This window comes from Micromonospora sp. ANENR4 (genome assembly GCF_015354395.1).
Taxonomy (GTDB): domain Bacteria; phylum Actinomycetota; class Actinomycetes; order Mycobacteriales; family Micromonosporaceae; genus Micromonospora; species Micromonospora aurantiaca.
Map to the genome: position 1 here is coordinate 122,765 of NZ_JADKYQ010000009.1, position 19,368 is coordinate 142,132.

Annotated in this window: 17 protein-coding genes; 6 read left to right on the forward strand and 11 right to left on the reverse strand. The window is 73.5% G+C overall.

The features are described 5' to 3' along the window. Window positions 1-24: 24 nt before the first annotated feature. The 7 genes from glmM to IRY44_RS17380 form a co-directional block, all read right to left on the reverse strand. A complete protein-coding gene (glmM, locus tag IRY44_RS17350) occupies window positions 25-1,380 on the reverse strand; it encodes a phosphoglucosamine mutase (RefSeq protein ID WP_194801398.1) in 1,356 nt (451 codons plus the stop codon). A 116-nt stretch (window positions 1,381-1,496) separates the two neighbouring features. Beyond that, the gene (gene rpsI / locus IRY44_RS17355) at window positions 1,497-1,961 is read right to left on the reverse strand and encodes a 30S ribosomal protein S9 (RefSeq protein ID WP_018784602.1); all 465 of its coding nucleotides are present in this window, start codon (window positions 1,959-1,961) and stop codon (window positions 1,497-1,499) included. A 20-nt stretch (window positions 1,962-1,981) separates the two neighbouring features. Next, window positions 1,982-2,425 carry a 50S ribosomal protein L13 gene (rplM, locus tag IRY44_RS17360; protein ID WP_013288574.1) on the reverse strand — a complete coding sequence of 148 codons (444 nt, stop codon included), beginning with the start codon at window positions 2,423-2,425 and terminating at the stop codon, window positions 1,982-1,984. Window positions 2,426-2,634: 209 nt separating this feature from the next. After that, on the reverse strand, window positions 2,635-4,002 hold the full coding sequence (locus IRY44_RS17365; RefSeq protein WP_194801399.1) for an MFS transporter: 1,368 nt from the start codon (window positions 4,000-4,002) through the stop codon (window positions 2,635-2,637). Window positions 4,003-4,126: 124 nt separating this feature from the next. Continuing rightward, window positions 4,127-4,420: a type II toxin-antitoxin system PemK/MazF family toxin gene (locus tag IRY44_RS17370; protein WP_120573117.1), complete on the reverse strand. Its 294-nt coding sequence runs from the start codon at window positions 4,418-4,420 to the stop codon at window positions 4,127-4,129. Next, complete coding sequence (locus tag IRY44_RS17375) at window positions 4,410-4,667, reverse strand: DUF6364 family protein (protein ID WP_181726592.1); 258 nt, start codon at window positions 4,665-4,667, stop codon at window positions 4,410-4,412. The genes IRY44_RS17370 and IRY44_RS17375 overlap by 11 nt, the downstream gene beginning before the upstream one ends. A 74-nt stretch (window positions 4,668-4,741) precedes the next feature. Beyond that, window positions 4,742-5,437, reverse strand: coding sequence for a class I SAM-dependent methyltransferase (locus IRY44_RS17380; protein ID WP_194801400.1), 696 nt, complete (start codon window positions 5,435-5,437; stop codon window positions 4,742-4,744). Window positions 5,438-5,584: 147 nt separating this feature from the next. Here IRY44_RS17380 and IRY44_RS17385 point away from each other — a divergent pair, with 147 nt between their 5' ends. Genes IRY44_RS17385 through IRY44_RS17405 form a run of 5 tightly spaced genes read left to right on the forward strand, consistent with a single transcriptional unit; the run spans window position 5,585 to window position 13,128 of the window. Next, window positions 5,585-7,696: a molybdopterin oxidoreductase family protein gene (locus IRY44_RS17385; protein WP_194801401.1), complete on the forward strand. Its 2,112-nt coding sequence runs from the start codon at window positions 5,585-5,587 to the stop codon at window positions 7,694-7,696. Continuing rightward, on the forward strand, window positions 7,693-9,168 hold the full coding sequence (locus tag IRY44_RS17390; protein ID WP_194801402.1) for an FAD-dependent oxidoreductase: 1,476 nt from the start codon (window positions 7,693-7,695) through the stop codon (window positions 9,166-9,168). Before IRY44_RS17385 ends, IRY44_RS17390 begins: the two co-directional genes overlap by 4 nt. Continuing rightward, window positions 9,165-11,696, forward strand: a complete 2,532-nt coding sequence (nirB, locus tag IRY44_RS17395; protein ID WP_194801403.1) for a nitrite reductase large subunit NirB — start codon at window positions 9,165-9,167, stop codon at window positions 11,694-11,696. Before IRY44_RS17390 ends, nirB begins: the two co-directional genes overlap by 4 nt. Then, on the forward strand, window positions 11,693-12,040 hold the full coding sequence (gene nirD / locus IRY44_RS17400; protein ID WP_194801404.1) for a nitrite reductase small subunit NirD: 348 nt from the start codon (window positions 11,693-11,695) through the stop codon (window positions 12,038-12,040). The genes nirB and nirD overlap by 4 nt, the downstream gene beginning before the upstream one ends. Continuing rightward, window positions 12,040-13,128, forward strand: coding sequence for a uroporphyrinogen-III synthase (locus IRY44_RS17405; protein WP_194801405.1), 1,089 nt, complete (start codon window positions 12,040-12,042; stop codon window positions 13,126-13,128). The genes nirD and IRY44_RS17405 overlap by 1 nt, the downstream gene beginning before the upstream one ends. A gap of 11 nt (window positions 13,129-13,139) precedes the next feature. On the opposite strand, the gene IRY44_RS17410 is transcribed toward IRY44_RS17405, so the two are convergent. The 4 genes from IRY44_RS17410 to IRY44_RS17425 form a co-directional block, all read right to left on the reverse strand. Further along, a complete protein-coding gene (locus IRY44_RS17410) occupies window positions 13,140-13,757 on the reverse strand; it encodes an ATP/GTP-binding protein (protein WP_013288586.1) in 618 nt (205 codons plus the stop codon). Further along, window positions 13,738-14,100 carry a DUF742 domain-containing protein gene (locus IRY44_RS17415; RefSeq protein WP_013288587.1) on the reverse strand — a complete coding sequence of 121 codons (363 nt, stop codon included), beginning with the start codon at window positions 14,098-14,100 and terminating at the stop codon, window positions 13,738-13,740. Before IRY44_RS17415 ends, IRY44_RS17410 begins: the two co-directional genes overlap by 20 nt. 62 nt (window positions 14,101-14,162) lie before the next feature. Further along, entirely contained in the window at window positions 14,163-14,570 is a 408-nt protein-coding gene (locus IRY44_RS17420) for a roadblock/LC7 domain-containing protein (protein ID WP_013288588.1), read from the reverse strand. Beyond that, window positions 14,567-17,620, reverse strand: coding sequence for a nitrate- and nitrite sensing domain-containing protein (locus tag IRY44_RS17425; protein WP_194801406.1), 3,054 nt, complete (start codon window positions 17,618-17,620; stop codon window positions 14,567-14,569). Before IRY44_RS17425 ends, IRY44_RS17420 begins: the two co-directional genes overlap by 4 nt. A 447-nt stretch (window positions 17,621-18,067) precedes the next feature. On the opposite strand from IRY44_RS17425, the gene IRY44_RS17430 reads away from it, so the two are divergent. Then, window positions 18,068-19,249, forward strand: coding sequence for an ABC transporter substrate-binding protein (locus IRY44_RS17430; protein ID WP_194801407.1), 1,182 nt, complete (start codon window positions 18,068-18,070; stop codon window positions 19,247-19,249). Window positions 19,250-19,368: the final 119 nt, after the last annotated feature.

Genomic DNA, 19,368 nt, shown 5'->3' on the forward strand with positions numbered 1-19,368 from the left:
TCCCCAGCGGGCGGGCGGCGTGGCTCAGGCGACCGGGCTCGCGGTCCGCACGTGCTCGGCGATGCGCTCGGCGACCTCACGCGCGGTGTCCTCGGTGGCCGCCTCGACCATGACCCGCACCAGCGGCTCGGTGCCGGACGGGCGCAGCAGCACCCGGCCGGTCTCGCCCAGCTCCGCCTCGGCGCGCTCGACCTCGGCCCGGACGGCCGGTGCGGCGGCGCCGACGGTACGGTCCCCGACCGGCACGTTGATCAGCACCTGGGGCAGCTTGGTGACCACCGCGGCAAGCTCGGCCAGCGAGGTGCCGGTCGCGGCCATGCGGGCCATCAGGTGCAGGCCGGTCAGCACGCCGTCGCCGGTGGTCGCGTACGCGGGCAGCACGATGTGGCCGCTCTGCTCGCCCCCGAGCGCCAGGCCGGAGGCGCGCAGCTCCTCCAGCACGTACCGGTCACCGACCTTGGTCTCGACCAGCCGGATGCCGTGCTCGGACATGGCCAGGCGGAGACCGAGGTTGCTCATCACGGTGGCGACCAGGGTGTCCTGGGTCAGCTCGCCGGCGTCCCGCATGGCCAGCGCGAGGATCGCCATGACCTGGTCGCCGTCGACCTCGTCGCCGTCGGCGGTGACCGCGACGCAGCGGTCGGCGTCGCCGTCGTGGGCGATGCCGAGGTGGGCGCCGTGCTCGACCACTGCGGCGCGCAGCGCCTCGATGTGGTTCGAGCCGCACTCGTCGTTGATGTTGAGCCCGTCCGGCTCGGCGTGGATGGCGATCACCTCGGCGCCGGCCTCCCGGTAGGCGACCGGGGCGACGTCGGCGGCCGCGCCGTTGGCGCAGTCGACCACGACCTTGATCCCGTCGAGGCGGTGCGGCACGGTGCCGACCAGGTGCTGCACGTAGTGGTCGGCGCCGTCGAGTAGGTCGTGCACGCGGCCGACACCTGCACCGACGGGACGCTTCCAGGCGGTGGTGGCGTTCGCCTTCACCGCCTCCTCGATCCGCATCTCGATCTCGTCGGGCAGCTTGTGCCCGCCGGCCGCGAACAGCTTGATGCCGTTGTCCGGCATCGGGTTGTGCGAGGCGGAGAGCATCACGCCCAGGTCGGCCTTGGCCTCGGCGGTGAGGAACGCCACCGCCGGGGTGGGCAGCACGCCGACCCGGACCACGTTGGCGCCGGCGCTGGTGAGCCCGGCGACCACCGCCGCCTCCAGCATCTCGCCGCTGGCCCGGGTGTCCCGGCCGACCACCGCGAGCGGCGGATGGCTCTTGTCGGTCTCGGCCAGCGTGTGGGCCGCGGCCACCGCGACCGCAAGCGCCAACTCCGGGGTGAGATCCGCGTTCGCCCGCCCGCGTACGCCGTCCGTGCCGAACAACCGGCCCATACCCGCCAACCTCCGTGGAACTGCCGATGAGAGGAGAAAACGCGGAACGGCCGGTCCGCCTCCCGGATGGGGAGGCGAACCGGCCGTCCGTCAGAAGTACAAGACGCTTGTGGTGATCAGCGCTTCGAGTACTGGGGAGCCTTGCGGGCCTTCTTGAGGCCGTACTTCTTGCTCTCCTTGACCCGGGCGTCACGGGTCAGGAAGCCGGCCTTCTTCAGGGCCGGGCGGTCGTCGGGCTCGCTGACGATCAGCGCCCGGGCGATGGCGAGCCGCAGCGCGCCGGCCTGGCCGGTGGTGCCGCCGCCACGCAGGTTGGCGATCACGTCGAACGCCTCGGGCTTCTCGGCGGTGACCAGCGGGTCCTTGATGAGCTGCTGGTGCACCTTGCTCGGGAAGTAGGCCTCGAGGTCGCGGCCGTTGCAGGTGATCTTGCCGGTGCCCGGGACGATCCGGACCCGGACGATGGCTTCCTTGCGCCGACCCACGGTCTGGATCGGGCGGTCACCACGGGGCGCGCGCGCGACGGGCGCCGGCGCCTCGGTGGCCTCGGGGGCGACCTCGGTGGCGGTGATGTCGGTCATGCTGCTTCCTTCGCCCGCGCTCACTGCGCGATCTGCTTGATCTCGAACGGCACCGGCTGCTGCGCGGTGTGCGGGTGCTCGGCACCGGCGTAGACCTTCAGCTTCTTGAGAAGCTGACGGCCCAGCTTGTTGTGCGGGAGCATGCCCTTCACGGCCAGCTCGATGGCCCGCTCGGGCCGCTTGGTCAGCAGCTCGTCGTAGCCGACCCGCTTCAGGCCACCCGGGTAACCGGAGTGGCGGTAAGCGACCTTGGTCTGACGCTTGTTGCCGGTCAGCGCGACCTTGCCCGCGTTCACGATGACGACGAAGTCGCCCGTGTCGACGTGCGGCGCGAAAGTCGGCTTGTGCTTGCCACGCAGGAGCGTGGCGGCGTGGGTCGCCAGGCGGCCCAGCACGACATCAGAGGCGTCGATGACGTGCCACTGACGCTCGATCTCACCCGGCTTCGGGCTGTACGTACGCACAGGTCTACCTTGTCTCGTCGTCGGTCTGGGGTCGCGCGCCGAGGTGACCAGGAGTACCCAGCCGGACCAGCGCGCACGAACGACCAAGCGTACCTGATGCGGCACGCCTAAGAATGTCGTACAACAGCAGGCAACGATACCCGGCCGCCCGGTGGCAGGTCAAAACGGGGTCGCGCCGCGCATGGCCTGCGGGTTCGTCATGGCACAGGTCACACGCCGGCCAGCGTACGCGGCCCCGGACGCAGGTAGACCACCCAGGTCACCAGGAAGCAGAGCGCGTACCAGGCGATGAATGCCAGGTACGCGGCGTCCGCCGTGCCGGAGGTCAGGAACGACTGCCGGAACGCCACGTTCACCAGCACCCCGCCCGAGGCCCCGACCGCCCCGGCGATCCCGATCACCGCCCCGGACAGACGCCGGGCCCGCCGCTGCGCCGCCTCCGGGTCGCCGGTCAGCTCGCTCTCCGCGACGGCCCGGGCCCGGAAGATCGCCGGGATCATCTTGTACGTCGAGCCGTTGCCGATCCCGGAGAAGACGAACAGCGCCAGGAACCCGGCCAGGTAGAGCGGAAAGGACCGCTCGCGGGCCGCGTACAGCACCAGCCCGGCCCCGGCGGCCATCGCCACGAAGTTCCAGAACGTCACCCGCGCCCCGCCCAGCCGGTCGGCGAGCTGACCGCCGACGGGCCGGATCAGCGACCCGATCAGCGGCCCGAGGAAGGTCAGCCAGGCGGCGTCCACGGGCGTCGGGAACCGGTCGTGGAACTGGAGCTGGAGCACCTGGCCGAAGGCGAACCCGAAGCCGATGAACGAGCCGAACGTGCCCACGTAGAGCAGCGACATCACCCAGGTGTGCGGGTCGCGGGCCGCCGCGCGCAGCGCGCCGGGCTCGTTTCGCGCCCCCGGCACGTTGTCCAGCCACCGCGCCGCGGCCAGCGCGGCCAGCACGATCAGCGGCAGGTAGACCGCCGGCACGAGCCGGGGGTACGCGGCGCCGGCCGTCGCCAGCACCGCCAGCCCGACCAGTTGCACGGCCGGTACGCCCAGGTTGCCGCCGCCGGCGTTGAGCCCCAGCGCCCGGCCCTTGAGCCGCTCCGGGAAGAACAGGTTGATGTTCGCCATCGACGAGGCGAAGTTGCCGCCGCCGACGCCGGACAGGCAGGCGAGCACCATCAGCGTGGCGTACGACACCCCGGGCTCGATCAGCACGGCCATCGGCACCGCCGGTACGAGCAGCAGCAGGGCGCTCACGATGGTCCAGTTCCGGCCGCCGAAGCGGGCCACGGCCAGCGTGTACGGCAGCCGCAGCACCGCACCCAGCGCGGCCGGTACGGCGGTGAGCAGGAACTTCCCGGCCGGGTCGATGCCGTACTCGGGGCCGAGGAACAGCACCGTGACGGACCAGAGGCTCCACACGGAGAAACCGACGTGCTCGGCGAAGATCGAGACGTACAGGTTGCGCCGGGCCACCCGGGCGCCGCCCGCCGCCCAGAACGCCGGATCCTCCGGCCGCCATTCGGTGAGCCGGCCGGCGGTGGTGGCCGGCGGCGTGGTCGGTGCGGAAACGAGCGTGCTCACTGACGGACTCCTCCTCGTCGATGACGAGGGGGACGCTCTCAGCCCGTGGTTTCCCCGGCGTGCCCCGCGCGCGTCGGCCCGGCAACGGAGATCGCACGTCCGCCGGACGGCGCCGGTGAGACGGTCACAGCTCCTGGAGGATCCGCAGCGCCCGGCCGACCCGCTGCATGGTCTCGGTGTCGGCCACGTCCACGCACTCGGTGAACCACTTCTTCATCGGTGAGGAGATCCGGTCGGGCATCACCACGTACGGGCCCATCCGCACGGCGAGCGGCGAGTCGCGCAGCAGCGACTCCTCGACCACCTCGGCCACGATCACGATCGGCACCGCCGTGGCGTTGTAGACGTCGGAGCTGATCACCAGGCCGAACCGTTCCCGGGCGCCGGAGATGCGCCAGACCTCGCCCCTACGCAGCACGCGGACGCCCGCCGAACAGGGCGTCGTCGACGAGCGCGGCCTCCTGCGCGTCGGCCAGGGCGGCGGATTCCAGGTCCAGGCCGGCCCGGCCGACCGCGTCGGCGTGCGCGGTGAAGACCTCGCGCAGCGCCTTCTCCCGGGCGGCCTGGTCCATCCAGGCGGAGAGGGAGAGCCCTTCCCGCTTGGCGAACCGGCGCGCCTCCTCGATCGTCTCGTCGGAGAACGACAGCGTCACCTTGGCGGTCATGCCGCGAAGACTACCCATCGGTATGACCAGCAGTCATCCTCCTCCCCACCGATCGCGGAATCGGACACGGCGCCTCAGGGACGCCTGCCGCCGAAGACCGCGAAGCGCCATTCCTTGAAGAAGCAGTCCACGTCCACCAGTCCCGCCTCGGCCAGCCACCGGCACTGCTCGGCCACCGGGGCCGGCTGGTCGTGCCGCATCCGCTCCCGCGCGGCGGCGATCTCCTCGGCGTCGGAGCCCAGCTCGGTGATCCGCGCCGTCCACACCTCGTCGTAGCGGCGGTCCAGCGCCGGGGTCGGTCCGGCCACCTGCTCGGCGTTGACGAACACCCCGCCGGGGGCCAGCGCGTCAGCGGCCCGCCGGTACAGCGCCCGCTTGCCGGAGTCGTCGAGGTGGTGGATGGCCAGCGCGGACACCACCGCGTCGTACCGGCCGGCGGGCAGCGGGTCGGCCAGGTCGGCGTGGACCGTGCGGTGCGGCACGCCCCGGGCGTCCAGGTGCCCGGCGGCCACCGCGAGCATGCCGGGGGCGCCGTCCACGAGCGTCAGGCGGACCCCGGGGACGGCCGCGGCCAGCAGCAGGGACAGCAGGCCGGTGCCCGCGCCCAGGTCCAGCACCTCGGGGGTACGCCCGGCGGCGAGCGCGGCGCGCAGCGGCGGCGCGGCCACCTCGACAGCGGTGCCGTAGAAGGCGTCGAAGCAGGGCACCAAGCGGCGCCGGGCCTGGTCGTAGCTGCCGGCCACCGCGTCGAACGCGTCCGCCACGCTCATCGGAGCCTCCCGTTATTTGAGACGGATTTCCCACATTGTAAACCCCGCGGAGGACGACGTCACCCACGTGCGGTGTGAAGCGGTCGTGACAGGACCGAAACAGAGCAGACCCGGACCGGAAACCGCCCGACGGCACGCTTTTCCGACATGACAGACGGTGCACGCACGGCGACGCGAACGGGGTCACGCCCCGTCGAGGCCGCCACGCACTGCCCGTACTGCGCGTTGCAGTGCGGCATGGTGCTGCGCGCCACCGGTGACGGTGTCGAGGTCGCCGCACGCGACTTCCCCACCAACCGGGGCGGGCTGTGCCAGAAGGGCTGGACCGCCGCCGACCTGCTCGACCACCCGGAGCGGCTCACCACGCCGCTGCTGCGCGACCGGCCCGGCGGCGAGCTGCGGCCGGCGACCTGGGACGAGGCGCTGGACCGCGTCGCCGCCGGGGTCCGGGACGTGCAGCACCGCCACGGGCCGGACGCGGTGGCCGTCTTCGGCGGTGGCGGACTCACCAACGAGAAGGCGTACGCGCTCGGCCGCTTCGCCCGGGTGACGCTGCGGACCCGGCACATCGACTACAACGGGCGCTGGTGCATGTCGTCGGCCGCCGCGGCCGGGAATCGGGCGTTCGGGATCGACCGCGGACTGCCGTTCCCGCTCGCCGACCTCGGCCGCGCGGACACGCTGCTGCTGGTCGGCGCGAACCCGGCCGAGACCATGCCACCGCTGATGCGGCACGTCACCGACCTGCGGGAACGCGGCGGTCGGCTGATCGTGGTCGACCCGCGCGCCACCGCCACCGCCCGCCAGGCCGACCTGCACCTGCAACCCCTGCCCGGCACCGACCTCGCGGTGGCGAACGCGCTGCTGCACATCGCGCTCACCGAGGGCTGGCTGGACCGGGCGTACGTCGCGGAGCGGACCACCGGCTTCGACGAGGTCCGGCGGACGGTGGCCGGCTACTGGCCGGCGGAGGTGGAACGGCTCTCCGGCGTGCCGGTGGCCGACCTGTACGCGACCGCCCGCGCGCTGGCCACGGTGGACCGCGCGGTCGTCCTCACCGCCCGGGGCGCCGAGCAGCACGCCAAGGGGGTCGACACGGTCACCGCCTTCATCAACCTGGCGCTCGCCCTGGGCCTGCCCGGCCGTCCCGGCTCCGGCTACGGCTGCCTGACCGGGCAGGGCAACGGGCAGGGCGGCCGGGAGCACGGGCAGAAGGCCGACCAGCTCCCCGGCTACCGGCGCATCGACGACCCGGCGGCCCGCGAGCACGTCGCCGGGGTGTGGGGCGTCGACCCGGACGCGCTGCCCGGGCCGGGAGTGCCGGCGTACCAGCTCCTCGACGCGCTCGGCACGCCGTCGGGCGCGCGGGCGCTGCTGGTGTTCGGTTCCAACCCGGTCGTGTCCGCGCCCCGCGCGGCGCGGGTCGAGTCCCGGCTGCGTGCCCTGGACCTGCTCGTGGTGGCGGACTTCGTCCGCTCCGAGACGGCCGAGCTGGCCGACGTCGTGCTGCCGGTCGCCCAGTGGGCCGAGGAGGACGGGACGATGACCAATCTGGAGGGCCGGGTGTTGCGCCGCCGGGCGCTGCGCGAACCACCCGCCGGCGTCCGTACCGAGCTGGAGATCCTCGCCGCGCTGGCGGAACGGCTGAGCGGCGGCGGGACGCCGTTGCCGGCCGATCCGCGCGAGGTGTTCGCGGAGCTGGGCCGGGCCTCGGCCGGCGGGCCGGCCGACTACGCCGGGATCACCTGGGACCGCATCGACGCCGACACCGGCGTGTTCTGGCCCTGCCCGGATCGGGAAGGCCCGGACACGCCCCGGCTGTTCGCCGACCGCTTCCCCACGCCGGACGGCCGGGCCCGGTTCCACGCCGTGACCCACCGGCCGGCCGCCGAGCCGGTGTGCGCCGACTACCCGCTGCACTTCACCACCGGCCGGGTGCTCGCGCAGTACCAGTCCGGCGCGCAGACCCGGCGGGTGGCCGCGTTGCGCCGCGCCGCGCCGGGCGGCTTCGTCGAGCTGCATCCCGACCTGGCGGCACGGATCGGCGTGACCGACGGGGCGCCGGTACGGGTGGTCTCCCGCCGGGGTGAGCTGCGCGCACCGGCCCGGCTCAGCACCGCGATCCGGCCGGACACCGTCTTCGCGCCGTTCCACTGGCCCGGCACGCAACGCGCCAACTCGGTCACCAACGACGCCCTCGACCCGGTCTCCGGGATGCCCGAGTTCAAGATCTGCGCGGTCCGGGTGGAGGCGGCATGAGCGAGCACATCGTCGTCGTCGGCTACGGCATGGCCGGCGCCCGCCTCGCCGCCGAGCTGCACGCGCGCGGTGGGGACCGGCGGATCACAGTGCTCGGGGCGGAGCCGCACCGCGCGTACAACCGGATCATGCTCTCCACGCTGCTCGCCGGGCGCATCGGCGAGCCGGACGTGGAGCTGGTCGAAGCAATCGGGCCGGAGGTCGGGGTCCGCACCGGCGCGGCGGTCACCGCCGTGGACCGGGCCACCCGCGAGGTGGTCACCGACGACGGCGAGCGGCACGGGTACGACCACCTGGTGCTCGCCACCGGCAGCCGGGCCGTGGTGCCGCCGCTGCCGGGCCTCGCCCCGCTGCCCGAGCGGGTCGTCCCGTTCCGCACGCTCGGCGACTGCCGCCGGATCCTCGCCGCCGCCGAGGGCGCGCGACGCGTGATCGTGCTCGGCGGCGGGCTGCTGGGTCTGGAGGCGGCCCGCGGGCTGGCCGCCCGGGGTCTCGACGTGACTGTGGTCCACCCGGTCGGCCACCTGATGGAACGCCAGCTCGACCCGCCTGCCGGCGCGGTCCTCGCGGGCACGCTCGCCGGCCTGGGCGTCCGGTCCCGGCTCGGGGTGCCGGCCACCGCCGTGAGCGCCGGCGCCACCGGCGTCCGCCTGCACCTGGCCGACGCCGAGCCGCTCGACGCCGACCTGCTGGTGCTCTGCTGCGGGGTACGCCCCGACACCGCGCTCGCCGCGGCGGCCGGACTCGCCGTCGAGCGGGGCGTGGTGGTTGACGACCGGTTGCGGACGAGCGACAGGCGGATCTCCGCGATCGGCGACTGCGCCCAGCACGACGGGACGCTGACCGGGCTCGTCGCGCCGGCCTGGGCGCAGGCCCGGGTGGTGGCCGACGTGCTGACCGGCGCGGACCCGCTGGCCCGGTACCGGCCCCGGCCGGCGGTGACCCGGCTCAAGGCGGCCGGCATCGACCTGGCCGCGATGGGCGACGTGGACGGGACCCGCGACCCGGACGGGCCGCCGGTCGAGGAGCTGACCTTCGCCGACCCGGCCCGGGGCACCTACGCCCGGCTGCGCATCCGGGACGAGCGGCTGACCGGCGCGATCCTGCTCGGCGACAACCCGGCGGTCGGCACGGTGGTGCAGTTGTTCGACAGGGGCGCGCCGGTGCCGGCGGACCGGCGTTCGCTGCTGCTCGGCCGGGCGTTCGGCGAGGCGCCGGCCGGACCGGCCGCGTCACCGGCGCTGATGCCGGACGCCGCAACGGTGTGCCGGTGCAACGACGTGAGCAAGGGCGCGCTGGTGGCGTGCTGGCGGGCAGGCGCCCGGACGGCGGCGGAGCTGTCCGTGGCGACCCGGGCCGCCACCGGCTGCGGCAGCTGCCGGGACGCGGTGGCCGGCATCGCCGCCTGGCTCGCCGAGGCGGATCCGTCCACAACCGACGAGGTACGCGAGACGGTGGAGGTGGCGTCATGACCGAGCGAATCAGCAGGCTGGTCGTGGTCGGCAACGGCATGGTGGGGCAGCGGTTCGTCGAGGCGCTGCGGGCCCGGGACACCGACGGACGGTGGCGGGTCACGGTGCTCGCCGAGGAACGTCGCCCGGCGTACGACCGGGTGCGGCTCTCGGCCGTCTTCGACGGGGTGGACGCCGGCGACCTGAACCTGCACACCCCCGACGCCGGTGTGGACCTGCGACTGGGCGAACCGGCCACCGGCGTCGACCGGGCACGGCGGGTGGTGACCACGGCGGCCGGCGAGTACCCGTACGACGCGCTGGTGCTGGCCACCGGCTCGTACGCGTTCGTGCCGCCGGTCGACGGCACCGATCTGCCAGGCGTCTTCGTCTACCGGACGCTGGACGACCTGGCCGCGATCCGGGAGCACGCCCGGGGCCGCCGCAGCGGCGCGGTGATCGGCGGCGGGCTGCTCGGGCTGGAGGCGGCGAACGCGTTGCGGCTGCTCGGGCTCACCACGAGCGTGGTCGAGTTCGCGCCCCGGCTCATGCCGGTGCAGGTGGACGAGGCGGGCGGGGCGATGCTCCGGCGGTACGTCGAGGAGCTGGGCGTCACGCCGTACCTCGGGGTGGCCACCACGGCGCTGCGCCCCGGGCCGGACGGCTCGGTCGCCGCGCTCGACCTGGCCGACGGCCGTGCGGTCGACGCGGAGCTGGTGGTGGTGGCCGCCGGGATCCGGCCACGTGACGAGCTGGCCCGCGCGGCCGGGCTGCCGCTGGGCCCGCGCGGCGGCGTGCTGGTGGACGCGTCCTGCCGGACCGCCGACGAGCGGATCTGGGCGGTCGGCGAGTGCGCGGCGGTCGACGGGGTCTGCCACGGACTCGTCGCGCCCGGGTACGCCACCGCCGAGGTGGTCGCGGACCGGCTGCTCGGCGGCGCTGCGACGTTCCCCGGCGCGGACACCGCCACGAAACTCAAGCTGCTCGGTGTGGACGTGGCGTCGTTCGGTGACGCGCACGGCGTCACCCCCGGCTGCCTCGACGTGACGTACACCGACCCGGCCACCCGCTCGTACGCGAAGCTGGTCCTCTCCGACGACGCGCGGACGCTGCTCGGCGGCGTGCTGGTCGGGGACGCCAGCGCGTACCCGGCGTTGCGGGCCAGTGTCGGCGGGCCGCTGCCCGCTCCCCCGCTGGCGTTGCTGGCGCCGGCCGGCGGCGCGGGCGCCGGTGCGGGCGCTTTGCCCGCGACCGCGCAGGTCTGCTCCTGCAACGCGGTGACCCGGGCCGACCTGGACGCGGCGATCGCCGGCGGGGCGACCGACGTGCCGGCGCTGAAGGCGTGCACCCGGGCCGGTACGAGCTGCGGTTCCTGCGTGCCCATGCTGAAGCAGTTGCTGGACGCCGCCGGGGTACGCCAGTCCACCGCGCTGTGCGAGCACTTCGACCACAGCCGGCAGGAGCTGTTCGACCTGATCCGGGTGCGGGGCATCAGCACGTTCTCCCGGCTCGTCGCCGAGCACGGGCGCGGCGGCGGGTGCGACATCTGCAAGCCGGTGGTGGCCTCGATCCTGGCCTCGCTCGGCACCGGGCACGTGCTCGACGGCGAGGCGGCGTCGCTCCAGGACACGAACGACCACTTCCTGGCCAACCTGCAACGCGACGGCAGCTACTCCGTGGTGCCCCGGATCCCCGGCGGGGAGATCACCCCGGAGAAGCTGATCGCGATCGGCGAGGTGGCGCGGGACTTCCGGTTGTACACGAAGATCACCGGCGGGCAGCGGATCGACCTGTTCGGCGCGCGGGTCGACCAGCTGCCGCAGATCTGGCGCCGGCTCGTCGACGCGGGCTTCGAGTCGGGCCACGCATACGGCAAGGCGCTACGCACCGTGAAGTCCTGCGTCGGCGACACCTGGTGTCGCTACGGCGTCCAGGACTCGGTCGGGCTCGCCGTCGCGCTGGAGCTGCGCTACCGGGGCCTGCGCGCGCCGCACAAGCTCAAGTCGGCGGTCTCCGGCTGCGCCCGCGAGTGCGCCGAGGCCCGGAGCAAGGACTTCGGGATCATCGCCACCGAGAGCGGCTGGAACCTGTACGTCGGCGGCAACGGCGGTTTCCGGCCCCGGCACGCCGACCTGTTCGCCACCGACCTGAGCACGGCGGAGCTGGTCACGCTCATCGACAGGTTCCTCATGTACTACATCCGCACCGCCGACCGGTTGCAGCGCACCGCCGCCTGGATCGAGGCCATGGACGGCGGCCTGGACCACCTCCGGTCGGTGCTCGTGGACGACTCGCTCGGGCTCTGCGCCGACCTCGACGCATCGATGGCCCGGCACGTCGCGAGCTACTCCGACGAGTGGCGCGACGTCCTGGAGGACCCGGACCGGCTGCGCCGCTTCACCTCGTTCGTCAACGCGCCGGACGTACCCGACCCGTCCATCACGTTCACCCAGGAACGGGGCCAGCCGGTGCCGGCCCGGGGCGCGCCCCCGGACGGCGGACACCGCCGCCAGCCCGTCGTGCTGGGCCTGCCGGAGGTACGCCGATGAGCCCCGTCGTCACGCTGGACTGGACCCCGGTCTGCCCGCTGGACCGGCTCGACCCCGGCCGGGGCGTGGCCGCGCTCGTCGACGGCGTCCAGGTGGCGGTCTTCCGCACCGCGGACGGGCTGTACGCGGTGGACAACCTCGACCCGGTCGGCGGCGCGTACGTCATGTCCCGGGGGCTGGTCGGCAGCCGGGGCGGGGTGCCCACGCTCGCCTCGCCGCTGCACAAGCAGGTCTACGACCTCACCACGGGACGGTGCCTGGACCTACCGGGCGTGACGCTGCGCCGGCATCCGGTGCGCTGCCGGGACGGCCTGGTCGAGGTGCGGTTACGGCAGGAGGAATGATGCGGGACGAGCTGGCCGGCTTCACCATCGGGGTCACCGCCGACCGGCGGCGCGACGAACTGGCCGCGCTGCTCCAGCGGCGTGGGGCGCGGGTGGTGCTCGCCCCGGCGCTACGGATCGTCCCGCTGGCCGACGACACGGACCTGCGTGAGGCCACCCGGGCCTGCCTGGAACAGCCGCCGGACGTGCTGATGGCGAACACCGGCATCGGCATGCGCGGCTGGCTGGAGGCGGCCGAGGGCTGGGGGCTGGCCGAGCCGCTGCGCAGCACGCTCGCCCGCGCCTACGTGGTGTCCCGCGGCCCGAAGGCGACCGGCGCGATCCGTGCCGCCGGGCTGCGCGAGCACTGGTCACCGGATTCGGAGAGCTGCGACGAGGTGGTCGAGCACCTGGTCCGGCGGGGGGTGGCCGGCCAGGTGGTGGCGATGCAACTGCACGGCGAGCGGCAGCCCGAGTGCGCCGACGCACTGGTGGCGGCCGGCGCCACGGTGATCGAGGTGCCGGTGTACCGGTGGGCGCCGCCGGCCGACCCGGCGCCGCTGCACCGGCTCATCGACCTGGTGGCCGGGCGGCTCGTCGACGCCGTCACGTTCACCTCGGCCCCGGCGGCCGAGGCGCTGCTGCGGGCGGCCGGGGACCGTACCGAGACGGTGCTGGAGGCGCTGCGCGGTGACGTGCTGGCCGGGTGCGTCGGCACCGTCACCGCCGAGCCGCTGGTCCGCCGCGGGGTGCCGGTGAGCGCACCGAGCCGGGCCCGGCTGGGCGCGCTGGTCCGCACCATCGTCGAGGAACTGCCCCGGCGTACCGTCTCGGTGAAGGCGGCCGGGCACGTCCTGACGCTGCGCGGGCACGCCGCGGTGGTGGACGGCGAGCTGCGTCAGCTGGCGCCGGCGCCGATGGCGGTGCTGCGGGCACTCGCCGCGTCACCGGGGAAGGTGCTCTCCCGCACCGCGCTGCTGCGGACGCTGCCGCGCGGCGCCGACGAGCACGCGGTGGAGATGGCTGTCGCCCGCCTGCGAGCCGGGCTGAAGGCGCCCCGCGTGGTGCAGACGGTGGTCAAGCGGGGGTACCGCCTGCGGGTCGACTGACCCGCAGGCGGTCAGCCCACGGAGGCCGGGTAGCCGTGCTCGGCCTGGAGGCGGAGCATGGCGTGCTCCACCACGGTGACCAGCACCTGCTTGACCGAGTCCCGCTGACGGGCGTCGCACAGGACCATCGGCACGTCCGGGGAGATGGCGAGCGCCTCCCGGACCTCCTCCAGCTCGTAGTGCGGCGCGTCGCCGAAGCGGTTCAACGCCACGACGTACGGCAGCTTGCGGTTCTCGAAGTAGTCCAGCGGCGCGAACGCGTCGGTGATCCGGCGGGTGTCCACGAGCACCGCCGCACCCACCGCGCCCCTGATGATCTCGTCCCACATGAACCAGAAGCGGGTCTGGCCCGGTGTGCCGAACAGGTAGAGGATCAGGTCCTCGGCCATCGTGATACGGCCGAAGTCCATGGCGACCGTGGTGGTCTCCTTGCCCGGCACCTTCGACGCGTCGTCGATTCCCACGCCGGCCGCGGTCATCAGCGCCTCGGTGGTCAGCGGCTGGATCTCGGAGATCGCCCCGACGAGCGTTGTCTTACCCACGCCGAAGCCACCCGCGATCACGATCTTCGCGGAGATGATCTCCCGGCCGCGGTTCACCCCGTCGGGGTCATAGTTCGCGAAGTCCACTTAGCACCCTTCCAAGCAGGTTCATCCGCGCCGCGAAACCCGTCGCGGGAGCGGCAGTGTGTAGCGTCAGCAGGCCCTCGGCCACCATGTCGGCGACCAGCACCCGGGTGACGCCCAGCGGCATCCGGGTGTAAGCGGCGATTTCCGCAAGCGACTGCGCCCGGCCCTCACAGACCGAGGAGATGCGGTACTTGTCGTGCCCGGCGAAGCGCGCCTCGGCCGACTGCGTCGGCGTGCTCGACAGCACCGCTTCGAGCGCGATGTTCTGCAACGGCTCGGTGCGGCCCCGGGTGACCGCGTACGGCCTCACCAGCGCGCCACGTGGATCACGTCGCGGGTCCATCTCGCGATCACCTCCCCTCGTTCGGAGCCGCACCGGCTCCGGTCGTCAGCTCCCCGCTCCGATCAGGACCGGACCGCGTCCCTCGGCAGCGGGACCAGTGCCTGGCCGACCCGCTCCACCAGCAGTGCCATCTCGTAACCCACCTGGCCGACGTCGCAGCTGCGCGCCGCGAGCACGGCCATCGACGAACCGTCGCTGATGGACATCAGGAACAGGTAGCCGCTGTCCATCTCGATCACGGTCTGCAGCACCCCACCGGCGCTGAACATCCGCGCCGCGCCCTCGGTCAGGCTCACCACGCCGGAGGTGATCGCGGCGAGTTGGTCGGCCCGGTCGCCGGGCAGATCCCGCGAGGAGGCGAGCAGCAGCCCGTCCGCGGACACCGCCACCACGTGCGCGATGCCCGCAACGCTGTCGGCGAAGTTGGTGAGAAGCCACCCCATGTCCTGCATGGCCGCCGGCCTGTTCATCGGTTCGTCTCCTTGGTCGAGGTGCTGTTCAGGTCGGCGCCGGCCGTACGGCCCCGCTGGACGCCACGGTGGTAGGCGGAGAGCAGACCGCGTACCTCGTCCGGCGTGCGCCGGCTGCGGTCCCGGCCGCTCTTCGGCTCTATTCCGCCGGGCACGAGCTGGGCCTGCGGAACCCGCTTGGGCAGGCCGGAGCGGGTGGTCCCGCCGGTGGTGGGCTCCGCGGCACGGCTGGCCCGCGACCAGCCCTCGTCGGCCGCCGTACGCCAGGCCTCCGGGTCGATCGACGGCGCGGGCGCGGGCTCGGCGGCGGGTGGCGTCGGGGGCGGCGTCGCGGCCGCCGGCGGCGTGGACGGAACCTCCGGCGGGCTGTACGCGGGCGGCGTCGTCGACGTGGTCAGCCCCGACGCCTGGGCCCCCGGGGTACGGGTGGGCAGCTTCGGACGCGCCGACGCCGCGGGGGGCGCCACCGCCGGCTGTGCCGGCGCGGGCGGCTCGTCGAACGTGGGACGGGTGAAGATGGTGGTCTCGTCCTCTCCGTGCGAACGGAACCAGACCGCCTCCATCTCACGGAATATCGGCGCCTCGGCCCGCTGCTCGGGCCGGGCCACCACCGGCGTCGCCGGGGTGCTCTCCACCGCCGGCGCCGCGGCGAGCGGCTGGTAGGCCGGAGGTGCGGCCTGGGTCGCGGGTTGCGCCGACTCGACACCGGGCGTCCGCTTGGGCAGCGGGTCCAGCGCGGGGTACGCCACCGTCGGCCCGCCGGCCGACCAGCCCGCTCCGGAGACCGGAGCCGGCGCGGCGGGCGCCGCGGCCACCGGGGCGGGCGCCGCCACAGTCGGCAGCGCGCCGGTCGCCCCACCCAGCTGTACGGCGGGAGTGGTGTCGCGCGTCTCGGCGGGCGTCTGCCACCGGGACGGCGGGGCGGTGGTCGCCCCGCGCCACTGGTCGGCGAGCGTCGCGGTGGCAGCGCCCCGCCCGGCTCCGGCCAGCGCGTCACCGGCGCCGACCTGGCTGAGCGGGGACTGCTCGACGGCGAGCGGCTGACGCGGCCGGGTCAGCGGTGCCTGGCCCCGGTTGGCCGGCAGCACCACCGTCGAGTTCGGCAGCGTGACCTGGGCGACGGTGCCGCCCTCGACGTTGCGGCGCAGCTCGACGCGGATCCCGTAGCGGGACGCGAGCCGGCTGACCACGGCCAGACCCATCAGCCGGAACGCGGCCACGTCGACGGTCGGCGGCGCGGCCAGGCGCCGGTTGAGCGAGTCGAGCTGGTCGTCGCTGAGGCCCAGACCGCGGTCCTCGATCTGGATCAGCACATAGTCGCGGATCCGGCGGCCGTCGGCCACCACAGTGGTGTTCGGCGGCGAGAACCGGGTTGCGTTGTCGAGCAGCTCGGCGACCAGCCGGACGACGTCGTTGACGGCGTGCGCGGCCACCGAGATGTCGGTGTCGACGGTGCCGAACTCGATCCGGTTGTAGAGCTCGACTTCGGACTGCGCGGCGCGCAGCACGTCGACCAGGAGCGCGTCGTCGCGGCGCGGCACGGCCGAGTCGGCGCCGGCGAGCACCAGCAGGTTCTCGTCGTTGCGGCGCATCCGGGTGGCGAGGTGGTCCAGCTCGAACAGCTGCGCCAGCCGCTTCGGGTCCTCCTCGGACCGCTCGATCGCGTCCAGTTCGCCGATCATGCGGTCGACCAGGCTCTGCGAGCGGCGGGCCAGGTTGAGGAACATCGCCGAGACGCTCGTCCGCAGCGCGGCCTGTTCGGCCGCGACCCGGACCGCCTCGCGGTGGACCACGTTGAAGGCCACCGCCACCTGACCGACCTCGTCGCGGTTGCTCAGCTTGATCGGGTCCCGTACCTGCTGGACGATCTCGTCCACACCGCCGTCACCGATGGCGTTGACGTTCTGCAACCGGCTCACCGCGTCCGGCAGGTCGTGGTTGGCCACGGCGAGTGCGCCCTCGCGCAGCCGGCGCAGCGAGTCGTTGAGCGAGCGGGCCAGCACCACGGCGAGCGTCACCGCGACCGCGAGCGTGAGCAGCACGAGCAGGCTCTCCACGATCGCCTGCCGGATCACGTCGGCGCGTGCCTCGTCGGCGTCGGCCAGCATCTCGTCCAGGAGCTGGATCTCGGCCCACCGCATCAGGTCGTCGACCGCGCCGATGGCGGCCGACGCCTCGTCGCGGGTGACCAGCGCCGGACGCCCGATGGACCGGGAGACGTCGCCGGCGACCCGGTCGGCGAGCTGGACGGCGTCACCGGAGACGGTGCGGTCCACCAGGGCCCGCTGGCCCGGCGTCGCGGTCCGGGAGAAGGTGAGCAGCGCCTCCTGCTGACCGGTGAGCGTGGCCACGAAGGACGAGAACTGCTCCTCGCCGACCTGCCCGCCGTCGAGGGCGGTGAAGGCCACCGCCTGCTCCTCGGCCACCTGGGCCTTGGCGTGGGCGAACGCGGCCACCGCGCGGCGGGCGTCGGCCAGGCTGTCCGCGCCCGGCTGCTGGGCCAGCGCGTCGCTGTACGCGACCAGGTCGTCGAGCACGATGCCGTAGCGCAGGCTCGCCTCGGCCACCGGCATCTGCAGCCGGTCCAGCACTTCCTGGCGGGTGCCGTTCAACGTGGACAGGTGGGCGTCGATCACCTTGAGCTGGTTGCTGATCGCGCCGGACACGTCGCCGAGCTTGCCGCGCTCGTCCTGGTACGCCGCGATGCGCTCGTCGGTCTGGCGCACCCGCAGGTTGTACGCGTCCGGCTTCTGGTTCGGGTCGGCCAGGAAGACCGCCGCCGCCATCCGCTCCTTGTGCAGGTCCTGGGTGAGCGCCGCGATGTCGACGGACACCGCGCTCAGCGACCGGACCCGGTCCGCCTCGTACGCGCCCTCGCCGACCGAAACGAGTCGGATAGTTGCCAGTGCGATGACAGCGGCGACCGGAACGACCAGGATGAGGGCGAGCTTGGAGCGGATCCGCGCGTCGCGCAGCCTGGGCAGGCGCCGGCGCCGGTTCCGCTGTTCGGCGTTGGGGCTCCCGGGCAGGGTCGTAGGTCCGGTGCTCACGACATCGCCTCCGTCGTTTCTTCCACGCGCGACCCGCTGACCCGTGCCTGGTGCAGCGGCCAGCGCCACGCGCGGCACGGCCGCGATTTCATCAGACGAGATCCTGTTTGGGAAGCCGCAGTGAGGCAGGAAACGGTCGCGGCCGACGCATCCCGGGATCCGATCACCTAATACCTTCTTTTCTCCAACCCCCTGAACAGGGGATGTCACTCCAGAGTGGTCACGCGCATCTGTGCAGTAATTGTCAGTTAATGTTCCGTGTCCCCAGCATGTGGGATGGCTGTCCCGAAACAGCACTCGTCAGCCCGGCTTGACCACAGGCCCCGGCATTGGCAAGGTTTTGCAGGCTTCGCGCACACCGTACGGCAAACCAATCCCGTTCCTCCACTGAGGACGGACGAGCGGCGGTGATCGGGCGTCGGCCCGCGCCGCACCTGGAGGACTGAGTTGAGCCCCATCCGCTCCGCGAGCATCGCGGCGCTCGCATCGGCCGTGCTGGCCACCACGCTCACCGGCTGCGGGATCGGCGGGGAACCGCAGGACACCAGCCCGATCGTGATCGCCGCCGACCTGGAACTCTCCGGCGCGTCGGCGCCGGTCGGCAAGGTCTACCAACGGGCTCTGCAACTGAAGGTCGAGCAGTTGAACGCCTCCGGCGCACTGGGCGGCCGGAAGATCGATCTGCGGGTCAAGGACAACCGCTCGGATGCCGCGGAATCCTTGCGGAACATCAATGATTTCAGCGGTGACTCACGCGTGAGCGCGGTCATCATGGGCGGCTGCAACGAATGCGCCGTCGGCGCGGCCCGAACGATCGGCGAGAAGCGCATTCCGACGATCGCACTGGGGTCGTCCAGCGACATCACCGAGCCGGTGGCCGAGCGCCGATATGTCTTCAAGCTCGCCCCGAACGCCACCGACAGCGCCGCCGCGCTCGCCGCGGAACTGGAGCGGCGCGAGATCCGCAAGGTGGCGCTGCTGCACAGCGCCGAGGGTTACGGCCAGGAAGGGCTCGCCGCCCTGCGCCGTGAGCTGAGCAAGACCTCCGTGAAGCTGGTCGCCAACGAGTCGGTGCGGGTCACCGACACCGAGGTCGGCACGCAGATCAACGAGTTGGTCGCCCGCAAGCCGCAGGCACTGGTCCTGTGGACCACGCCGGAGCAGGCGATGCTCGCCGCCACCACGGCACGGCAGAGCAAGTTCCGCGGGTCGCTGTTCTTCGACGCCACGGCCGCCGGTGACCTCTTCCTGGGCCCCTCGGCCCGCTCCACGGACGAGGCCACGCTGATCTTCACCCAGACCATGGTGATCGACGACGTGATCGCCACCACCCCGGCCAAGGCCGCGCGACGGCAGTGGTTCCAGGACTACACCGCCCGGTTCGGCGGCTACAACGGCTTCTCCTCCTTCGCGGCGGACGCGGTCCAGCTGATCGCCGACGCCGAGCTGCAGGCCGGCGGCGAGCCGGGCAAGGTCGACCGGGACGGGCTGCGCGACGTGCTGGAGACGTCGCAGCTCGATGGGCTCTCCGGGCCGATCCGGATGACGCCGGACAACCACTCCGGGCTGATGCCGCAGGCGTTGACGACGCTGGTGGCCCGTGGTGGTCGTTGGCGGCTGGCCGGCTGATCGCTTGGTCGGTTGCGGTGGGGGTGTGGCCCCACCGCAACCGGCTCCGGGCGGTCAAGCTTGATCCCTGCGCCGGTTGCGGTGGGGCCAAACCTGTCGTGGGCCGCCGGCACCCGCGG

Excerpts from the sequence above, each read along its gene's own strand:
- glmM (WP_194801398.1), bottom strand. The coding sequence starts at position 1,380 with ATGGGCCGGTTGTTCGGCACGGACGGCGTACGCGGGCGGGCGAACGCG.
- rpsI (WP_018784602.1), bottom strand. The coding sequence starts at position 1,961 with ATGACCGACATCACCGCCACCGAGGTCGCCCCCGAGGCCACCGAGGCG.
- IRY44_RS17375 (WP_181726592.1), bottom strand. The coding sequence starts at position 4,667 with ATGACCGCCAAGGTGACGCTGTCGTTCTCCGACGAGACGATCGAGGAG.
- IRY44_RS17380 (WP_194801400.1), bottom strand. The coding sequence starts at position 5,437 with ATGAGCGTGGCGGACGCGTTCGACGCGGTGGCCGGCAGCTACGACCAG.
- IRY44_RS17385 (WP_194801401.1), top strand. The coding sequence starts at position 5,585 with ATGACAGACGGTGCACGCACGGCGACGCGAACGGGGTCACGCCCCGTC.
- IRY44_RS17390 (WP_194801402.1), top strand. The coding sequence starts at position 7,693 with ATGAGCGAGCACATCGTCGTCGTCGGCTACGGCATGGCCGGCGCCCGC.
- nirB (WP_194801403.1), top strand. The coding sequence starts at position 9,165 with ATGACCGAGCGAATCAGCAGGCTGGTCGTGGTCGGCAACGGCATGGTG.
- nirD (WP_194801404.1), top strand. The coding sequence starts at position 11,693 with ATGAGCCCCGTCGTCACGCTGGACTGGACCCCGGTCTGCCCGCTGGAC.
- IRY44_RS17405 (WP_194801405.1), top strand. The coding sequence starts at position 12,040 with ATGCGGGACGAGCTGGCCGGCTTCACCATCGGGGTCACCGCCGACCGG.
- IRY44_RS17415 (WP_013288587.1), bottom strand. The coding sequence starts at position 14,100 with ATGGACCCGCGACGTGATCCACGTGGCGCGCTGGTGAGGCCGTACGCG.
- IRY44_RS17420 (WP_013288588.1), bottom strand. The coding sequence starts at position 14,570 with ATGAACAGGCCGGCGGCCATGCAGGACATGGGGTGGCTTCTCACCAAC.